This window comes from Roseococcus microcysteis (genome assembly GCF_014764365.1).
Lineage (GTDB): Bacteria > Pseudomonadota > Alphaproteobacteria > Acetobacterales > Acetobacteraceae > Roseococcus > Roseococcus microcysteis.
In genome coordinates this window covers 1,644,948-1,661,777 of record NZ_CP061718.1, presented here as the reverse complement: position 1 = coordinate 1,661,777, position 16,830 = coordinate 1,644,948, and the positions used below count along the sequence as shown (strand labels likewise).

General features: G+C 70.4%; 22 protein-coding genes. 8 read left to right on the top strand and 14 right to left on the bottom strand.

Annotation, left to right across the window (positions count from 1 at the left end; translation table 11 throughout):
• Positions 1 to 13: 13 nt before the first annotated feature.
• The 5 genes from ICW72_RS07985 (at position 14) to ICW72_RS07965 (ending at position 3,381) form a co-directional block, all read left to right on the top strand.
• Positions 14 to 1,000, top strand: coding sequence for a Bug family tripartite tricarboxylate transporter substrate binding protein (locus ICW72_RS07985; protein ID WP_191085709.1), 987 nt, complete (start codon positions 14 to 16; stop codon positions 998 to 1,000).
• Complete coding sequence (locus ICW72_RS07980; RefSeq protein WP_191085708.1) at positions 1,000 to 1,470, top strand: DUF427 domain-containing protein; 471 nt, start codon at positions 1,000 to 1,002, stop codon at positions 1,468 to 1,470. The genes ICW72_RS07985 and ICW72_RS07980 overlap by 1 nt, the downstream gene beginning before the upstream one ends.
• A 51-nt stretch (positions 1,471 to 1,521) precedes the next feature.
• Positions 1,522 to 2,601 (top strand): tartrate dehydrogenase, encoded by a 1,080-nt coding sequence (locus ICW72_RS07975; protein ID WP_191085707.1) that lies wholly within the window; start codon positions 1,522 to 1,524, stop codon positions 2,599 to 2,601.
• Positions 2,602 to 2,666: 65 nt separating this feature from the next.
• A complete protein-coding gene (locus tag ICW72_RS07970; protein ID WP_191085706.1) occupies positions 2,667 to 3,017 on the top strand; it encodes a DUF1244 domain-containing protein in 351 nt (116 codons plus the stop codon).
• 64 nt (positions 3,018 to 3,081) lie between these two features.
• Positions 3,082 to 3,381 (top strand): DUF2312 domain-containing protein, encoded by a 300-nt coding sequence (locus tag ICW72_RS07965; protein WP_184385649.1) that lies wholly within the window; start codon positions 3,082 to 3,084, stop codon positions 3,379 to 3,381.
• 7 nt (positions 3,382 to 3,388) lie between these two features.
• Here ICW72_RS07965 and ICW72_RS07960 read toward each other — a convergent pair whose 3' ends face one another.
• The 4 genes from ICW72_RS07960 to ICW72_RS07945 all read right to left on the bottom strand — a co-directional run bounded on the left by ICW72_RS07960 (position 3,389) and on the right by ICW72_RS07945 (position 6,279).
• Entirely contained in the window at positions 3,389 to 3,883 is a 495-nt protein-coding gene (locus ICW72_RS07960; RefSeq protein ID WP_223880906.1) for a response regulator, read from the bottom strand.
• A gap of 16 nt (positions 3,884 to 3,899) precedes the next feature.
• A complete protein-coding gene (locus ICW72_RS07955; protein WP_191085705.1) occupies positions 3,900 to 4,973 on the bottom strand; it encodes a sensor histidine kinase in 1,074 nt (357 codons plus the stop codon).
• Positions 4,960 to 5,517 (bottom strand): methanogen output domain 1-containing protein, encoded by a 558-nt coding sequence (locus ICW72_RS07950; RefSeq protein WP_191085704.1) that lies wholly within the window; start codon positions 5,515 to 5,517, stop codon positions 4,960 to 4,962. Before ICW72_RS07950 ends, ICW72_RS07955 begins: the two co-directional genes overlap by 14 nt.
• Before the next feature lie 243 nt (positions 5,518 to 5,760).
• A complete protein-coding gene (locus ICW72_RS07945) occupies positions 5,761 to 6,279 on the bottom strand; it encodes a hypothetical protein (RefSeq protein ID WP_191085703.1) in 519 nt (172 codons plus the stop codon).
• Between the two features lie 181 nt (positions 6,280 to 6,460).
• On the opposite strand from ICW72_RS07945, the gene ispH reads away from it, so the two are divergent.
• Genes ispH through rnhA form a run of 3 tightly spaced genes read left to right on the top strand, consistent with a single transcriptional unit; the run spans position 6,461 to position 8,876 of the window.
• Complete coding sequence (gene ispH / locus ICW72_RS07940; protein WP_191085702.1) at positions 6,461 to 7,423, top strand: 4-hydroxy-3-methylbut-2-enyl diphosphate reductase; 963 nt, start codon at positions 6,461 to 6,463, stop codon at positions 7,421 to 7,423.
• A gap of 15 nt (positions 7,424 to 7,438) precedes the next feature.
• On the top strand, positions 7,439 to 8,410 hold the full coding sequence (locus tag ICW72_RS07935) for a homoserine kinase (RefSeq protein WP_191085701.1): 972 nt from the start codon (positions 7,439 to 7,441) through the stop codon (positions 8,408 to 8,410).
• A gap of 1 nt (position 8,411) precedes the next feature.
• Positions 8,412 to 8,876: a ribonuclease HI gene (rnhA, locus tag ICW72_RS07930; RefSeq protein ID WP_191086180.1), complete on the top strand. Its 465-nt coding sequence runs from the start codon at positions 8,412 to 8,414 to the stop codon at positions 8,874 to 8,876.
• Positions 8,877 to 9,255: 379 nt separating this feature from the next.
• Here the strand turns inward: rnhA and ICW72_RS20615 are convergent, their stop codons facing one another.
• The 10 genes from ICW72_RS20615 to ICW72_RS07890 all read right to left on the bottom strand — a co-directional run bounded on the left by ICW72_RS20615 (position 9,256) and on the right by ICW72_RS07890 (position 16,763).
• Positions 9,256 to 9,729 (bottom strand): amidase family protein, encoded by a 474-nt coding sequence (locus ICW72_RS20615; protein WP_223880905.1) that lies wholly within the window; start codon positions 9,727 to 9,729, stop codon positions 9,256 to 9,258.
• Entirely contained in the window at positions 9,696 to 10,658 is a 963-nt protein-coding gene (locus ICW72_RS07925) for an amidase (protein WP_223880904.1), read from the bottom strand. The genes ICW72_RS20615 and ICW72_RS07925 overlap by 34 nt, the downstream gene beginning before the upstream one ends.
• Before the next feature lie 56 nt (positions 10,659 to 10,714).
• Entirely contained in the window at positions 10,715 to 11,086 is a 372-nt protein-coding gene (locus ICW72_RS07920) for a cupin domain-containing protein (protein ID WP_191085700.1), read from the bottom strand.
• A complete protein-coding gene (locus ICW72_RS20610; protein WP_223880903.1) occupies positions 11,083 to 11,436 on the bottom strand; it encodes an acyl-CoA dehydrogenase family protein in 354 nt (117 codons plus the stop codon). Before ICW72_RS20610 ends, ICW72_RS07920 begins: the two co-directional genes overlap by 4 nt.
• 26 nt (positions 11,437 to 11,462) lie before the next feature.
• On the bottom strand, positions 11,463 to 12,251 hold the full coding sequence (locus ICW72_RS07915; RefSeq protein ID WP_223880902.1) for an acyl-CoA dehydrogenase family protein: 789 nt from the start codon (positions 12,249 to 12,251) through the stop codon (positions 11,463 to 11,465).
• A gap of 277 nt (positions 12,252 to 12,528) precedes the next feature.
• Positions 12,529 to 13,305: an enoyl-CoA hydratase/isomerase family protein gene (locus ICW72_RS07910; RefSeq protein WP_191085699.1), complete on the bottom strand. Its 777-nt coding sequence runs from the start codon at positions 13,303 to 13,305 to the stop codon at positions 12,529 to 12,531.
• A gap of 29 nt (positions 13,306 to 13,334) precedes the next feature.
• Positions 13,335 to 14,444, bottom strand: a complete 1,110-nt coding sequence (locus tag ICW72_RS07905; RefSeq protein ID WP_223880901.1) for an acyl-CoA dehydrogenase family protein — start codon at positions 14,442 to 14,444, stop codon at positions 13,335 to 13,337.
• The gene (locus ICW72_RS07900) at positions 14,441 to 15,085 is read right to left on the bottom strand and encodes a 3-oxoacid CoA-transferase subunit B (RefSeq protein WP_191085698.1); all 645 of its coding nucleotides are present in this window, start codon (positions 15,083 to 15,085) and stop codon (positions 14,441 to 14,443) included. The genes ICW72_RS07905 and ICW72_RS07900 overlap by 4 nt, the downstream gene beginning before the upstream one ends.
• A gap of 46 nt (positions 15,086 to 15,131) precedes the next feature.
• A complete protein-coding gene (locus ICW72_RS07895) occupies positions 15,132 to 15,812 on the bottom strand; it encodes a 3-oxoacid CoA-transferase subunit A (protein WP_191085697.1) in 681 nt (226 codons plus the stop codon).
• A 135-nt stretch (positions 15,813 to 15,947) separates the two neighbouring features.
• Positions 15,948 to 16,763 (bottom strand): isocitrate lyase/PEP mutase family protein, encoded by an 816-nt coding sequence (locus ICW72_RS07890; RefSeq protein ID WP_191085696.1) that lies wholly within the window; start codon positions 16,761 to 16,763, stop codon positions 15,948 to 15,950.
• Between the last annotated feature and the right edge of the window lie 67 nt (positions 16,764 to 16,830).

Genomic DNA, 16,830 nt, shown 5'->3' with positions numbered 1-16,830 from the left:
GGAGAACACCAGGATGGCGATCCACACATCGCGCCGCGTGGCGCTGGGCCTGATGGGGGCGGCGCTGCCGGCCGCCGCGACCCGCGCGCAGTCGGCCTTCCCCGAGCGGCCCATCACCGTCATCGTCCCCTTCGCACCCGGCGGCTCGCCCGACATCGCGGCCCGCCTCATGGCGCCGCGCATGGCCGAACTGCTGGGCCGCCCGGTGAATGTGGACAACCGCCCCGGGGCCGGTTCCACCATCGGCTCGCGCGCCGTGATGCAGGCGCAGCCCGATGGCCACACCATCATGATGGCGCCCATCTCCTTCCTGACGGCGCCGCTGACCATGGATCCGCCGCCCTTCGACACGGCGGCGAGCTTCCGCGTGATCAGCCATATCGCGACCGTGCCCTACATCCTGGTGGTGCGGAATGACTTCCCGGCGCGGGACATGGCCGAGTTCCACCGTTACGTGGCGGCCAACCCAGGGCGTCTCAACTATGGTTCGTCCGGCAATGGCACGCCGCTGCACCTGGGCGGCGAGATGTACCGGATGATGATGGGCGCCGACATCGTGCATGTCGCCTATCGCGGCTCAGGCCCCGCCATCGCGGCGCTGATGGGCGGGCAGGTGCAGATGGTCTTCGCCGACCTGCCCGGCGCCGGCGCGCAGATGCGGGCGGGCACCATCCGGCCCCTGGCCTCGCTGGTGCAGGCGCGCATCCCGGGATACCCCGACGTGCCCACCATGGCCGAGACCGACCAGCGCCTGGCGGAATACGAGGTCTACACCTGGGTCATGCTGGTGGCGCCCAAGGCCACGCCCGATGCGGTGGTGAACCGGCTGAACGAGGTGGCGCTGGCCGCCGCCCAGGCGCCCGAGATCGCCCCGCGCCTCGCGGAACTGGGCTTCGCGCCCATCCACTCCAACCCCGCGGATGGCGACGCCTTCCTGGCGCGGGAGCAGGCGAAATGGGGTGCCCTGATCCGCAGCGCCGGCATCCGCTCCACCTTCTGATGCCCGCCCGCGAACGCGCCCCCGACTACCCCCGCCCGCCCCGGCTGGAGCCCAGCACGCGCCGCGTGCGGGTGATCCTGGGCGGGGAGGTGATCGTGGACAGCCGGGAGTGTTGGCGGGTGCTGGAAACCTGGCACCCGCCTTCCTGGTATATCCCCGCCGCCGCCTTCGCCCCCGGCGCGCTGCGCCCTGCCCAGGGGTCGAGCTTCTGCGAATGGAAGGGCAGCGCGCGCTATCTGGACCTGCTGGGCGGCGGGAAGGTCGCGGCGCGCGCCGCCTGGTCCTACCCCGACCCCACGCCCGAATTCGCCGCCATCGCCGGGCATGTCGCGCTCTATGCCGGCCGGGTGGACGCCTGCTGGGTGGACGAGGACCGCGTCGAGCCCCAGCCCGGCGGCTTCTATGGCGGTTGGATCACCCCCGATGTGGAAGGGCCCTTCAAGGGCGCGCCCGGCACCCGGGGCTGGTAGGCCCCGTCCGGCCATGGCAATGCGGCGGGGAAGGCAAGGAGGCACCCCCCAATGCGGACCCACAAGATCGCGGCCATTCCGGGCGATGGCATCGGCCAGGAGGTCATTCCCGCCGGCCTCGCCGTGCTGCGGGCCCTGACCGAGCGCGCCGGCGATTTTTCCCTCGACGTGACGGAATTCCCCTGGGGCAGCGACTACTACCGCGCCAATGGGCGCATGATGCCCGAGGACGGGCTGGACCAGCTCAAGCGCTTCGATGCCATCTATTTCGGCGCGGTGGGCGACCCGCATCTGCCCGATGACCTGACGCTGTGGGGCCTGCGCCTGGCCATCTGCCAGGGCTTCGACCAGTTCGCGAACATCCGCCCCACCCGCGTGCTGCCCGGCCTCGAAAGCCCGCTGCGCGGCCTGGCGCCCGGCGCCATTGACTGGGTGATCGTGCGCGAGAACAGCGAGGGCGAATATGCCGGCCATGGCGGGCGCGCCCATCGCGGCCACGCCATCGAGGTGGCGACCGAGACCTCCATCTTCACCCGCGCCGGCGTGGAACGGATCATGCGCGCGGCCTTCGCCATCGCGGCCTCACGCCCGCGCAAGCTGCTGACGGTGGTGACCAAGTCCAACGCCCAGCGCCACGGCATGGTCTTCTGGGACGAGGTGGCGGCCAAGGTCGCCGAGGACTTCCCCGAGGTGCGCTGGGAGAAGGAGCTGGTGGACGCCATGGCGGCCCGCATGGTCCGCAAGCCGGCCGGCATTGATACCGTCGTGGCCACCAACCTGCACGCCGACATCCTGAGCGACCTGGCGGGCGCGCTGGCGGGTTCGCTGGGTGTCGCGCCCACCGCCAACCTGGATCCGACCCGGCAATACCCCTCGATGTTCGAGCCCATCCATGGCTCGGCCTTCGACATCATGGGACAGGGCGTGGCCAACCCCATCGCCACCTTCTGGACCGCCTGCATGATGCTGGAGCATCTGGGCGAGGCCGCCGGCGCCCGCCGCCTGATGCGCGCCATCGAGGCCGTGACGGCCCAGGGCGTGCTGACGGCCGATCTCGGCGGCACCGCGCGGATGGATGACGTGACCCAGGCCGTCATCGCCGCCATCCGGGGCGACAACGCCCCGGATTGAAGCCCCCTCGTTGAAGCGGGGCCCCTTCGGGCGCATCTGGGGCGGGAGAGCAGAGGAGAGACGCCATGCCCGCCCCCCAGCCCGAAGCCGACCTGGCGCTCGGCGCCGCCACCAGCCTGGACCAGGCCACCCGTGACCGCATCGAGGCCGCGGCCTTCCGCAAGCTGGTCGCCCATCTGCGCGACCGGACCGACGTGCAGAACATCGACATGATGAACCTGACGGGGTTCTGCCGGAATTGCCTCAGCCGCTGGTACCAGGAAGCCGCCGGCGAGGTCGGGCTGCCCCTGGAGACCCCCGCCGCGCGCGAGATCGTCTACGGCATGGACTACAAGGCTTGGCAGGCCGCCCACCAGAAGGAGGCCAGCCCCACCCAGCAGGCCGCCTTCAAGGACGCCATGGCCAAGCACGGCTGACGGCTTTCGCGCAGGGGGTTTTGGGGCTAGACCCAGCCCCCCTGAACGGCCCAAGGAGGCGCCCATGTCCGACACGCCCGACACCGCCGCCGAGAGCCGCGCCCGCCAGGCCAAGGCCGCCGAATCCGAGGTGGGCGGCATCGCGCCCGAGCGGCTGCGCTCCATCATTGACCGGATCGAGCGGCTGGAGGAGGAGCGCAAGGCGCTCGCTTCCGACATCAAGGACATCTACGCCGAAGCGAAATCGGCGGGGTTCGAGCCCAAGGTGATCCGCCAGCTCATCATGCTCCGCCGCAAGGAGCCGGCGGAGGTGGAGGAGCAGGAGACCCTGCTCGACCTCTACAAGCGCGCGCTGGGGATGTAGCGGCGCCTCAGCCGCGTTCCTGCCGGTAGCGCAGCAGGGCGCGACCGAGGGCGTTGGTGACTTCGGTCCGCGTATAGGGCTTGGACAGCCAGCCGAGCGGCGCCGCCGCCACCTCCGCCCGGTGGCGGGTGGTGGGGTCCGAATGGGCCGTGGCGAAGACGGAGGGGATGCCGAAGCGGTCGCGGATTTCGGCCGCGGCATCAATGCCGTCCCGCCGGCCGACGAGGCGGATGTCCATCAGCACGATGTCGGGCGATTGCGATTCGGCCAGGGTCACGGCCGCCTCCGCCGTGGCGGCGATGCCGATGACGGTGAAGCCGGCGGCCGTCAGGCTGTCCTCGGCATCCATGGCCACGAAGAACTCATCCTCGACGATCAGCACACGTCCGCGCGGGAGCTCGACGCCGCCCTGGCGGTCATCGGCCGCGCGCACCATGCGCCCGGGCCGTTCGGCATCGCCCTGCGCCATGACGGTTTCGCCGCGATCCTTCACCTGCGACATGTCCGTCGCACTCCTTTCATTCCTTCGGCGGGTCGACCGATGCCGGAAAACGCAGCACCGCGCAGGTCCCTCCCACCGCGCCCGGTGTCACCGACAGTTCACCATTTAACTGCCGCGCAAGTCCGAGCACCAGCTTCAACCCGGTTGCGCCCACGCGGGTTGCGGCGTCGAGCGTGAAGCCGGGTCCATCATCCTCGACCCGCAGCTCGACCAGCGCACCCTCAAGGCGTCGGAGGGAGACGCGAATGCCGCCTGGCTCCACGCCGTCCGGGCAGCCATGCTTCACGGCATTGACCAACAATTCGTGAAGAACGAGGCCGAGCGGCACGGCGGCATCGTTCGAGATCTCGAGCGGGTCCGCCGAGAGGCTGACGCTGTGGGGCACCCCCATGCTGGCCAGCACCGCGCCGGCCACCTGTTGCAGGAAGGTCTCGCCCGGTACGCCACGCAGATTGTCGCCCAGGTACAGCATCTGGTGGACCGTGCCGACCGCCGCCAGGCGGCGCGAGGCTTCGGCCAGCACCGCCTGCGGGTCCGTCGCCCAGGCCGCGGCGCGACGGGTCATGGCCAGCATGCCCACCAGCATCTGGATGTTGTTCTTCACCCGGTGGTGCAGCTCGTTCAGCAGCACGTCCCGGTCCTGCACCGCGACCTCAAGGGCAAGCTGGGCGCGCCGCCGGCGGCTGATCTCGATGTTCAGTTCGTCGAGCTTGCGGCCCAGCAGGGGGAAGCGGTCATCCTCGCGGTCCACCAGGCGCAGCAGAAGCTTGGCGCGGCTTTCGGCCCCCGCGGGGGCGAGGATGGCGCCGAAGCCACGGAACCGGGTCACCTGGCCGTCGGCGCCGCGCAGCTGCAACGCGCCCGGCAGGGCGGTGCGGCTGCCCGAGCAGCGCCGCAGCCATTGCCGCATCCGCTCGGCCGCCGCCGGGTCGGGGCCCAGGGCGGTGAGGTCCGCGCCCGCCTCCACGCCCGCGCCGAAGCGCGCCCGCGCCGCCCGGTTCGCGAAGCCGATCCGCGCATCGGTGCCCAGGACGAGTGCGGGTTCGGGTAGGGTCTGGAGCACCTGGGCCGCGCCTTCAGCCAACGTCATCTCGACGAAAGTACTCCCGGGCCCCTGGCGTTGCAGCCTCGTCGGGGCGGAGCAGCACGACCACCCGGCAGGCGGGGTCTCCGGCCGCGATCGTCCGCTCCAGGCGCACGGCCGCATAGCCCTGGCTCTCGGCCGCGATGGCGCCGAAGACGTTGGAGGTCATCATGCAGAGCGAGGGCCGCCCCTGCACGAAATCGCCGAAGGGGCAGGCGGTGTTGCCGAAGACGATCTGGTTCTCATCCTCCTCGAGGATGGAAAAATCGCCATGGATGCGGCGCTTCAGGTCCACCAGGACCTCGGCAAGCTGCCGGCGGTCGAGGCGCCCTACCGCCAGGGCGCGGCGATATTCATCGTGGATGTGCTCGCCCATGGCGGCGCCCACGAGGCTGATGTAGCCCGAGGCCTCTTCCAGCCCGACCACATCCTCGAGGGCGCCCGAAAGCTCCCGCAGCAGGCGGCGGAGGAAGACGTCCCGCTCCAGCGGCACGGCGAGCCCGGCGACATCCCCCGGGGGCGGCGATACGGGGGAGTGATGATCGGACATGTCCACATCCCCCATCGAGAGAAGCCAAAGGTGCGGGAATCGCACATTTACGTGCCGTGCCTCGGAACAGCTCGGTGTCCCTTGGAACAAATAAGTTTGCACGGACCAATTATGGTGGCCAAGGGCCATCCGGGTCAAGGAAGTAGCTGGAGGTTCCCGCGTGGCAAACCTCAGAAGATTTCACCCGGGATCTTTGCCGCTTGATTCTTGGGTGTTTCGCCGGGCGGGTTTGCGCCTCGCATGTCAGCGTGGCCCGCGCGTCCGGTTGAGCGCCAATTCCTCCGGCGTCAGCAGGAAGCCCACCATGATCCGGTGGTCCTGGATGCGACGCTCGGCCCGGAGGGGGAAGACCAGTTCGAATCGGGGCGAGGTCACGGTCGCGACCGTCGTGTTGGGGGCGAAGGTCACGCGCTGGACGAAGGTCTGGCGGTTCAGGATCGTCTCCGTCCCGTCCTCGACGATGGCGATGAACCAGGGCAGGTCCACGCTGCGCTCCGTGCCCGCGGGGCCGCGTTCCACCTGGAAGCGGGCGGCGAGCGAGACGGAAACGCCCTCGCCGCGCCGCGCGCCGCGGCAGGTGCCGTCCAGCGCCTGGATGCGGGCGTCGAGCAGCAGGGTCGAGAGGTCCGGCGGCGTGCCGGGGCGGTGGCGCGAGAGATCGGCCACGTCCGAGGGCAGGCTCAGCGTCGGGCAGGCGATCAACAGGTTGTCCACGCGGGGTTGCGAGCATCCGGCCAGCCCCAGCGCGGCCAGAAGAACCATCCCCAAACCCCAGAACTTGCCCCGCATCGCCACTTCCCTCTGTTCCACGCGCAGCCCGGCGCCCGCATGACTTGTCGCGGTGCCGGGGCGGCGCCATGTCTCCGGCGCCTCACGTCTGGCACCGATCGCGCCGAAGCGGTAGTCTCGGGTGCTCGAACACGCGCTGGGAATACAACCATCCATGGACCAAAAGCCCACCCTGAAGGTTCTGCTCGCCGGTCCGCGCGGCTTTTGCGCCGGGGTGGACCGCGCCATCAAGATCGTCGAGGAGGCGCTGAAACGCTACGGCGCGCCGGTCTATGTGCGGCACGAGATCGTCCACAACCGTTTCGTCGTGCAGTCGTTGGAGGCGCAGGGCGCGGTCTTCGTGGAGGAACTCGACGAAATCCCCAATGACGGCCAGCCCGTGGTCTTCAGCGCCCATGGCGTGCCCAAGGCCATCCCGGCCGAGGCCGAGCGGCGCCAGATGTTCTTCCTGGACGCCACCTGCCCGCTGGTCAGCAAGGTCCACCGCGAGGCCGAGCATCACTTCACCCGCAACCGCCACATCTTCCTGATCGGCCATGCGGGCCACCCGGAGGTGATCGGCACCATGGGCCAGCTGCCGCCCGGTGCCATCACCCTGGTCGAGGACGAGGCCCAGGCCCGCAGCGTGGAACCCCCCGCCGGCCACGACCTCTCCTTCATCACGCAGACCACGCTCTCGGTGGATGACACGGCCGAGATCGTGGACATCCTGCGCGAGCGCTTCCCGCAGATCTCCGCCCCCGCCAAGGAGGACATCTGCTACGCGACCACCAACCGCCAGGCCGCCGTGAAGGAGATCGCGCCGCGGGTGGAGATGATGATCGTGGTGGGGGCGCCCAATTCCTCCAACTCGCTGCGCCTGGTCGAGGTGGCCAGCCGTTCGGGCTGCAAGGCCGCGGTGATGGTGCAGCGCGGGCGTGAGCTGGATCTGGACCAGGTGGCCCGGTATTCCAGCCTCGGCATCACGGCCGGCGCCAGCGCGCCCGAGCTGCTGGTGGAGGAGGTTCTGGCCAGGCTGCGTGAGCGCTACAGCCTCGACATCGAGGAGGTGGTGGTGGCCGAGGAAAAGATCATCTTCAAGCTGCCCTCCGCCCTCGCCACCGCGCCCGCCGCCTGACCTGCATCCTGTTCAGTGGCGGTCTACACCGAGGTCACGGATGAGGCGCTGCGCGCCTTCCTGGCCGAATATGGCATCGGCGAGCTTCAGGCCTATCGCGGCATCGCGGAAGGCGTCGAGAATTCCAACTACGCGCTGAAGACGACCCAGGGCGACTTCATCCTGACCCTGTATGAGAAGCGGGTGGACCCGGCGGAACTGCCCTGGTTCCTGGGGCTGATGCGGCATCTGGCGGCGCAGGGCATCTCCTGCCCGGAGCCGGTGCCGGGGCGGGATGGCGCGGCGCTGCGGCAACTGGCGGGGCGGCCGGCCGCCATCTGCACCTTCCTGCCCGGCTTCTGGCCGCGGCGGGTGCGGCCCTCGCATTGCGCGCCGCTGGGCGATGCGCTGGCGCGGCTGCACGCGGCCGGCATGGGCTTCCCGGCCACCCGGAAGAACGGGCTGGGCGCCGATTCCTGGGCCCCGCTGCTGGACCGCTGCCGGGCGGATGGCGAGCCCGGCCTGATCGTGGAACTGGACGCCGCACTCGCCGCCATCCTGGTCCAATGGCCCGCCACGGGCGCCCTGCCCATCGGGCATATCCATGCCGATTTGTTCCCGGACAATGTCTTCTTCCTGGAGGATGCGGGGCGGCGGCCGCGCATCTCGGGGCTGATTGATTTCTACTTCGCCTGCACGGACATGCTGGCCTATGACATCGCCATCGTGCTGAACGCCTGGTGCTTCGAGAGCGACTACCAGTTCAACGTGACCAAGGCGCGGGCCATCCTTTCCGCCTATCAGGCGCGGCGCCCGCTGAGCCCGGCCGAATGGGCGGCGCTGCCGGTGCTGTGCCGGGGGGCCGCCATGCGCTTCCTGCTGACCCGCCTCTATGACTGGGTGAACACGCCCCCGGGCGCCATGGTCACGCGCAAGGACCCGCTGGAATACCTGCACCGCCTGCGTTTCTTCGCCCATGCGCGCGACGCCGCCGCGATCGGGGGCTGAGATGGTGGAGACGCCGGAGAACACGCCGGGCGGCGTGGTCGAGATCTGGACCGATGGCGGCTGCAAGCCCAATCCGGGCCCGGGCGGCTGGGCGGCCATCCTGCGCTTCGGCGCGGCCGAGCGGGAACTGACGGGCGCCGAGCCCGCCACCACCAACAACCGGATGGAGCTTTCCGCCGCCATCGCGGCGCTGGAGGCGCTGAAGCGCCCTTGCCGCGTGGTGCTGCACACGGACAGTGAATATGTCCGCAACGGCATGGAGCGCTGGATCAAGGGCTGGGTGCGCAACAACTGGCGCAACGCGGCGCGCGAACCCGTGAAGAATTACGAGCTGTGGCAGCGCCTGCTGGCCGCCGCCAAGCCCCACCAGGTCGAGTGGAAATGGGTGCGCGGCCATGCCGGCGACGTGATGAACGAACGCGCCGATGTGCTGGCGACCCAGGCGCGGGAGAGCCTGGGCCGGTAGCGCCTGATCGGCCGCTCGGCAATCAATAGCGCCGGCCTACCGCTCCGGCTGCAAACTGCGCGGCCCCACGCGCAGCACGGGCGTTGCGCAGACCTCCAGCCCCGCCATCTCGATGGCGCTGCCATCCACGAAGACCACCCGCACCGCCTGCGGTTCGGCGCCCGCCGGCGTCTGGAAGGTGCCGCCGGGGGCAGGAGGTTGGGCGCCAGCCGGTCACGCCCCCAGCCGGCCGGGCCGGTGCCGCTGACATAGAGCTGTTCGATGGCCTGGCCCGCGCCATTGCTCACGCGCAGCACGGCGTCGCAGCGGCCCATGGGCGTGCCGCCGCCGGCCGCCACGCAGCCGGCCAGGAGGAAGAGGGGAAGAACGCGCCACATGGTCAGCTCCAATTCGGGTCAATGGCGGGGATGGCGCCGCCGCCGGTGATGGCCTCGCCGGCCGCCAGCAGCGCATCCTCGCGGTAGCGGGGCCCGGCGAGCTGCACGCCCACCGGCCGGTCGCCCGCCATCCCGGTGGTGATGGCGAGCGCCGGCACACCGATGAAGGGCAGGCCCACCTGGGTCAACTGCGCTTCCAGGAGTTCCCGGAAACGGTCGAAGCCCTTGGTGTCCTCCTCATTGTCGAAGGGCAGTTCACCACAGACCGGCAGCAGCACCACGGGGTATTGGGTGAAGAATTGCATCCACTGCCGCACGAAGCCCGCGCGGGCGGTCAGCGCGTCCTGCAACTCCGCGAGGTCGGCCGGCGGCGGGGTCAGCTTCGCCAAATGCCGGTAGACGGCGAGCGAGGCGGGCTCGTTCTCCTGCTCCACCGCGGCCATCACGCCCCGGTGCAGCAGCTCCATCCAGAGCATGCCCTGCAGGCGGGCGGGCTCGCGCAGGGGGGCAGGGCGTCCACCTCCTCCACCACCCAGCCTGCTTCCTTGAGGCGGGCGGCGGCCTCGCGCAGGGCCTTCTCGATGGCGGGGTCCACCTTCATCCCCTCCGGCGCCACGCAGAGGGCGGCGCGGCGCGGCAGCTCCGGCCCTTCATGGGGCGCGGGCACATACCAGGGGTCGCGGTGGTCGGGCAGGCTCATCGCATGCAGGCCGAGGCGCACATCCGCCACGCTGCGCGCCAGCGGGCCGCTGACCGACATCAGCTGCGGGCCGATGTCGCGTTCGGGCAGCGAGGGGTTCCACACCGGAATCCGCCCCAGCGTCGGCCGCAGCCCATGGATGCCGCAGACATAGGCCGGGTAGCGCACGGACCCGCCGATATCCGTCCCATGCCCGATGGCGCCGATGCCCGCCGCCGTGGCCGAACCGGCCCCGCCCGAGGAACCCCCCGGCGTGATGTGCTTGCCCAGCGGATTATAGGTCGCGCCATGGATCAGGTTCGAGCAGAACCAGCGCACCGAGAAGGCGGGCGTGTTGGTCCGCCCGATGATGACGGCGCCGGCCTTCTTGAGGTTCGCCACCACCGGGTTGTCCTCGGTGGCGCGGTGGCTGGCCTGGGCGCGCAGCCCGTTGGTGGTGGCGAAACCCGCCTGGTCCACATTCACCTTGATGGTGACGGGCACGCCGGCCAGCAGGCCCGGCGCCTCGCCCCGTGCCAGGGCGGCGTCCACGGCGTCGGCGGCGGCCAGGGCCTGCTCCGGCATGGTCTGGACCACGGCGTTGAGGCGGGGGTTCACGGCATCGAGCCGCGCCAGCGCCGACTGCGCCACCTCCCGCGCCGAAACCTTGCGCGCGGCGATGGCCGCCACCGTTTCGCTGGCCGTCCAGCCCCAGATCTCCGTCATCGCCGCCCCCGTGCTCGGTTCTCCCGGCATCATCGCCGGGAGGGGCCGGGCGTCAATCAGCCGGTGCCGAAGCCCGAGCCCGGCTTGCGGTATTCCGGGCGCGGCGGGCTGAAGATGTCGAGCACGCGGCACCCCTCCGGCCCTGCCCGCATGGTGTGGGGCACGCCGCCGGGCGTGCGCCAGAAATCGCCCTTCTTCACCTCGATGGCCTCATCGCCCTGGAAGCGGATCGCGCTGCCTTCCAGCAGCACGCCCCATTGCTCCTCCGGGTGATGGTGCATGACGCCCTCGGCGTTGGGCGCGATCTCCACCACCGAGAGCATGGCCTGCTCGCCCGCGAAGATGCGGGTGGTCACACCCGGCGCGAGTTCCCGGAACAGGCCGGCCGCCGTGTCGGTGAGGCTGTGGAATTCGTCGCGCTGGCTCATCCCGGCAGTTCCAGCACGTTCTTGCTCAGGATGTTCCGCTGGATCTCGTTGGTGCCGCCATAGATCGTGGTCGGCCGCGCCTGGATGTAGAGCGCGCCGGGGTTGAGGTTCCGGTTGCCCTCCATGGGGCCGAACAGCCCGGCATTCTCGCCCGCCACCTCCAGCGCCGTCTCGGTGATGCGCTGGAACAGTTCCGACTGCACGATCTTGAGCTGCGAGACATCGGCGCCCAGCGGGCGGCCCTGCTTCAGCACCTCCACATAGCGGGCGTAGAGGGCCTTGAGGTCCTCCAGATCGGTGCGGTGGCGGCCGTAGCGGTCGGCAAACAGAGGGTCGTCCGCCAGGCCCATCCGCTCGGCCAGCTGCCGCAGCCGGGTCAGGGCGTAGGCGGATTGGCGGGGGAGCCCAGGTAGATGCGCTCGAAGCTCAGCAGCGCCTTGGCCATGTCCCAGCCCTTGTTGAGCTGGCCGACCAGGTTCTCCTTCGGCACCTTCACATTGTCGAAGAAGACCTCGCAGAACTCGTCATGCATCTCGAGGTTGATGATGGGCCGCACGGTGATGCCGGGCGTGTTCATGTCCACCAGCAGGAAGGAGATGCCCTCCTGCTTCTTCGCCGCCTTGTCGGTGCGGACCAGCAGGAAGATCCAGTTCGCGTCCTGCGCCAGCGTCGTCCAGGTCTTCTGGCCGTTCACGACATAATGGTCGCCCATGTCCACCGCCTCGGTGCGGAGGCTGGCCAGGTCGGAGCCGCTGTTGGGCTCCGAATAGCCCTGGCACCAGATATGCTCGCCATTCAGGATCTTGGGCAGGAAATGCTGCTTCTGCGCCTCGGTGCCGTACCGGATCACGAGCGGCCCCAGCATGATGATGCCGTGGTCGTTGCAGCGCGCGCAGCCCCAGCGCTCCAGCTCCTCGGTGAAGATGATCTGCTTCGCGGGCGACAGGCCAAGCCCGCCATACTCCCGCGGCCAGCCGGGGCAGAGCCAGCCCTTCTCGGCCAGCTTGAAATACCAGACCTTGTTCTCCTCCCAGTGGAGGCGCTTCTCGGGGTTCCGCAACTCCGCCGGATAATTGGCCTCGATCCAGGACCGGATGTGCAGGCGGAAGGCCTCGTCCGGCAGGGCGTTCAGATCATCCGGCTCACGCGGCGTGATGGCATTCATGGGGCTTCTCCCGGGAGATGATGGGGGCGGTGCGGCGGTTGCTGGGGAAGGCGCCGCCTTCCCCAGACCCTATCCGCCGGGGACTTTGGGTCCCCGGACCCCTCTCGCTGTGTATTGGGTTTGGAGGGAGGGGGCGTCGAGGTCGCAGCCTTGGGGAAGGGCGCGCGCGGCCCCCTCCCTCCAAACCCAACCCCGGTGAAAGGGTCCAGGGGCCCACTGGCCCCTGGCGGGAGGGTTTGGGAGGGCAGGGCCCTCCCAAGCGCCACCCGCGCCACCCTCATCGCCCCTGGAAGCTGGGCTTGCGCTTGCCCAGGAAGGCGGCGCGGCCTTCGCGGAAGTCGGCCGTGGTGAAGAGGGTGGCCTGGAAGTCGGATTCGCGGGCGAGGGCGGTTTCGAGCTCGTCCGCGAACCACTGCTTGGTGAAGGCGATGGGCAGGGGCGCTTCCTGGGCCAGGGTCTGCGCGCGTTCGAGCGCCACTTCCAGGGCCTTGCCCTTGGGCACCACGTGGTCCACGAGGCCGATCGTCTTGGCTTCGGTGCCCAGATACTGCGTGTGGAACAGCAGCATGTCGCGCGCGCGGCCCACACCAATACGTGCCGGCAGGGTGGCGGGCATGCCCATGTCCGACATCAGGCCGATCTTGTGGAAGCCGGCCATGAAGCGCGCATCCTCGGCGGCCACGATGTGGTCGCAGAGCAAAGCGAGCGAGAGACCCGCGCCCACCGCCCAGCCTTCCACGGCGGCGACGATGGGCAGGTTGCCGCGGGCCAGAAGGCGCACCAGGCGGTGGGTGCGGCGCATCCGCTCCCGCCCGTCATAGGCGCTTTCGATGTCCATGCCCGAGATGTCGCCCCCGGCCGAGAACACGCCCTCGCTGCCCGTCAGCACCAAAGCGCGCGTCTGCCCATCGGCCGAGGCGCGTTCGAGGGCCTGTTCGAGTTCCACGCGCAGCGGCACCGCCAGGGCATTGCGGCGCGCGGGGTAGTCCAGCGTCAGCACCACCACCGCGCCATGGCGCTCCTCGGTGATGCGCATGCGGGTCTTGGGGTCCATGCCGTCCATTGTTTCCTCCCGCGCGGCGCTCAGGCCGCTTCGTCCTCGGTCTCGGGTGCCAGTTCCATGAAGCGGCGGCGGTGCAGGTTGGCACCGCCATAGGCCGGCGCCAGCACCATGGTCCGCCGCAGATGCAGCCCCACATCGTATTGGTCGGTGTAGCCGATGCCGCCATGCAGCTGGACGCAGGCCTGCTGCACCGCCATGCCGGCCTCGCTGGCGCGGGCCTTGGCGCGGCTGACCAGGGCGCGGGCGGCGTCGCCGGTCAGGCCATCATCGAGCGCGGCGGCCGCCTGCTCAACGGCGGCGCGGGTCAGCGCCACCTGGATCTTGGCGTCGGCGGCCTTGTGCTGCAGCGCCTGGAAGGTGCCGATGATCTTGCCGAATTGCTGGCGGGTGCGGAGGTAATCCAGCGTCATGGTGAACGCCGCCTCCATGCCGCCCAGCAGCGAGGCCGCGGTCAGCAGCGCCGCGCGGTCGAGCCCCTCGGCCAGGGCGGCGCCCACATCGTCGGCGATGTGCGTGCCGGGCCCATGGCCGGTGAAGGGCAGAGGGCGAACGGTGCCGTAATGGCCGCCATCCTGGGTATGTTCGGTCGTGATCTCGACCTGGTCGCGCGTCAGGAGGTGGAGCGCCACGCGCCCGCCCTCGGCCACGGGCCAGAGGATATGCGTGGCCCCCGCCGCCATGGGCACGAAGCGCCGCGCGCCGTCCGCCGAGGTGGCGGGCGAGAGCGTGTGCGCGCGGTCCTGCCAGGCGGTCAGCACCACCGCCTCGCCGGCCAGGAGTTGTGGCAGGACGGTGGATTCCCCCGCGGCCGCCAGCAGATGGGCCGAGAGCATCAGCGCCACCACGGGTTCGGGGGCCGAGGCGCGGCCCACCTCCTCGGCCAGGGCCACGCCCTCGCCGAGGCCGAGCCCCGTGCCGCCGGCTTCCTCAGGGACGGAGAGGCCGATCCAGCCCGCCTCGCCCATGGCGCGCAGCAGGGCCGGGTCGAAGCCCGGTTCCTGGAAGCGCAGGGCGCGCACGCGCGCCATGTCGGTGCCGAGAAGCCCGCGCGCGCTGTCGCGGATCATCTCGATGCTCTCGGCGCGGTCGCCCTCGAAGGGCGCCACGCCGGCGGCGAGTGCGGCGCTCACGAACGGGTGTGCAGCTTGGCCGCACTCTTCGCCTGGAGTTCCTCGAGGCTGATGCCGGGCGCGATGTCACGCACCACGAAGCCAAGCCCCGGCTCGATGTCGAGCACCGCCAGGTTCGTATAGACCCGCCGCACATTGCCGGGCGCGGTCAACGGATAGCCGCAGCGCTCCACGATCTTGGGGCGGCCATCCTTGGTGGTGTGCTCCATCACCACCCAGAGCTGCTTGGCGCCCACGCCCAGGTCCATGGCGCCGCCCACGGCGGGGGCGGTGTCGTTCTCGGAGGTGGCCCAGTTGGCGAGGTCGCCATTCTCCGCCACCTCGAAGCCGCCCAGCACGCAGAGGTCAATGTGCCCGCCGCGGATCATGGCGAAGCTGTCGGCGTGGTGGCAGAAGCTGCCGCCCGGCCGCAGCGTGATCATCTGCTTGCCGGCATTGATCAGCCAGGGATCCTCCTTGCCCTTCTCGGGGGCGGGGCCCATGCCCAGCACGCCGTTCTCGGACTGGAAGATGACCTCGCGCTCCAGCGGCACATGGTCGGCGATCAGCGTGGGAATGCCGATGCCGAGATTGACGACCCAGCCTTCGGGAATGTCGGCGGCGGCCTTGGCGGCCATCTGGGCGCGGGAAAAGGGCTGCATGGCGTTTCTCCTCGTTGGGGAGTTTAGGTCAGGAAAGAGCCGGCGGTCACGCCCAGGGCGCGCCGCGATCCACGCGCACCACGCGCTTCACATAGATGCCGGGGGTCGCGATCATCTCGGGGTTCAGCTCGCCCAGCTCGCGGATGTGCTGCACCTGCGCGATGGTCAGGTCGGCGGCCATGGCCATCACCGGGTTAAAGTTCCGGCCCGACTGGTTGTAGGTGATGTTGCCCCAGCGGTCGGCCTCCCAGCCCTCGATGAGGGCCACATCGGCCTTCAGCGCGTGCTCCATCACGTATTTGCGGCCGTTGAACTCGCGCTCCTCTTTGCCCTTGGCCAGAAGCGTGCCGGTGGAGGTGGCGGTGTAGAAGGCCGGGATGCCGGCACCCGCGGCGCGCATGCGCTCGGCCATGGTGCCCTGGGGGACGATCTCCAGCTCGATCTTGCCCTCGCGGTACAGCTCCTCGAAGACGACGCTGCCGGCGCTGCGCGGGAAGGAGCAGATGATCTTCCGCACCCGGCCCAGCTCCATGAGCCGCGCGAGGCCCACATGCCCCGTGCCCGCATTGTTCGCGACGCAGGTGAGGTCGGTGGCGCCCTGTTCGATCAGCCCCTCGATGAGTTCATCGGGCTGGCCCACGCTGCCGAAGCCACCGATCAGGACGGTGCTGCCATCCTTCACGCCCGCCAGGGCTTCCGCCACCGAATTCACGATCTTGTTGATCATCCGCTTTCCTGCCCTCAAGTCCCGGGCGCGAGGCACGCCGCAGCCCGGTGGGCGGCGCACCGCGCGCCGCCGCTACTCTGTCGGCGCGGATTGTGCGGGCAGGGGCCGCGTTCTCCAAGGGGGCGCGGCGGATTTTCAGCCTTTTGCGGGCGGCAGCAGCGCCGTGACCTCGGGCGTCGTCACCGCCCCCTGCATGAAGTCGAAACGCCCGGCGCGGAGTTCGCGCGCTGCCCCCACCAGCGCCCCCATGGCGTGGCGGTAGAGCGCCCCGCCCAAGGAGACGCGCCGCACGCCCGCCGCCGCAAGTTCCTCCAGGGGCACGGGGCCGGAGCGCGGCCCGAACACCACGTTCACAGGGCGCGGCGCCACGGCGCGGACCACGGCGCGGATGCTGTCCATGTCCGGCAGGCCGGGGGCGTAGAGCACATCCGCCCCCACCTCGGCGAAGGCGACCAGGCGGCGGATGGTGTCGTCCAGGTCCGGCCGCCCGTGCAGGAAATTGTCGCAGCGCGCGGTCAGCAGGATGCGCCCGCGCGCGGCCTTCGCGGCGGCCGCGACGCGAGCCACCGCGTGGTCGAAATCATGGATGGGCCGCGCGGGGTCGGTCGTGATGTCCTCGATGCCCAGCCCCGCCAGGCCGGCGGCGATGGCCGCTTCCACCGTCGCCACCACATCCTCGGGCGCGGGGCCGAAGCCATCCTCCAAATCGCCATTCACCGGCAGGCCGGTGAGCCGCCCGATCAGCGCCGCATTGGCGATGGCGGCCTCGCGGCTGATGGCCGCCCGCGCATCGGGCACCCCCGCCGCGAAGGCGATGCCGAGCGAGGTGGAGGCAAGCGCCGGAAAACCCTCCCGCGCCAGCAGCACCGCGGAGGCGCCGTCCCAGGGGTTGGGCATGACGAAGCCGGGGCCTTCATGCAGGGCGCGGAAGGCTTCATAGGCGGCGGACATGGCGGCGTCTCCTCGGCGCGGGCGACAAGCCTGCACCGGGAGGGAGCCTCAACGCTTCGGCATTCTG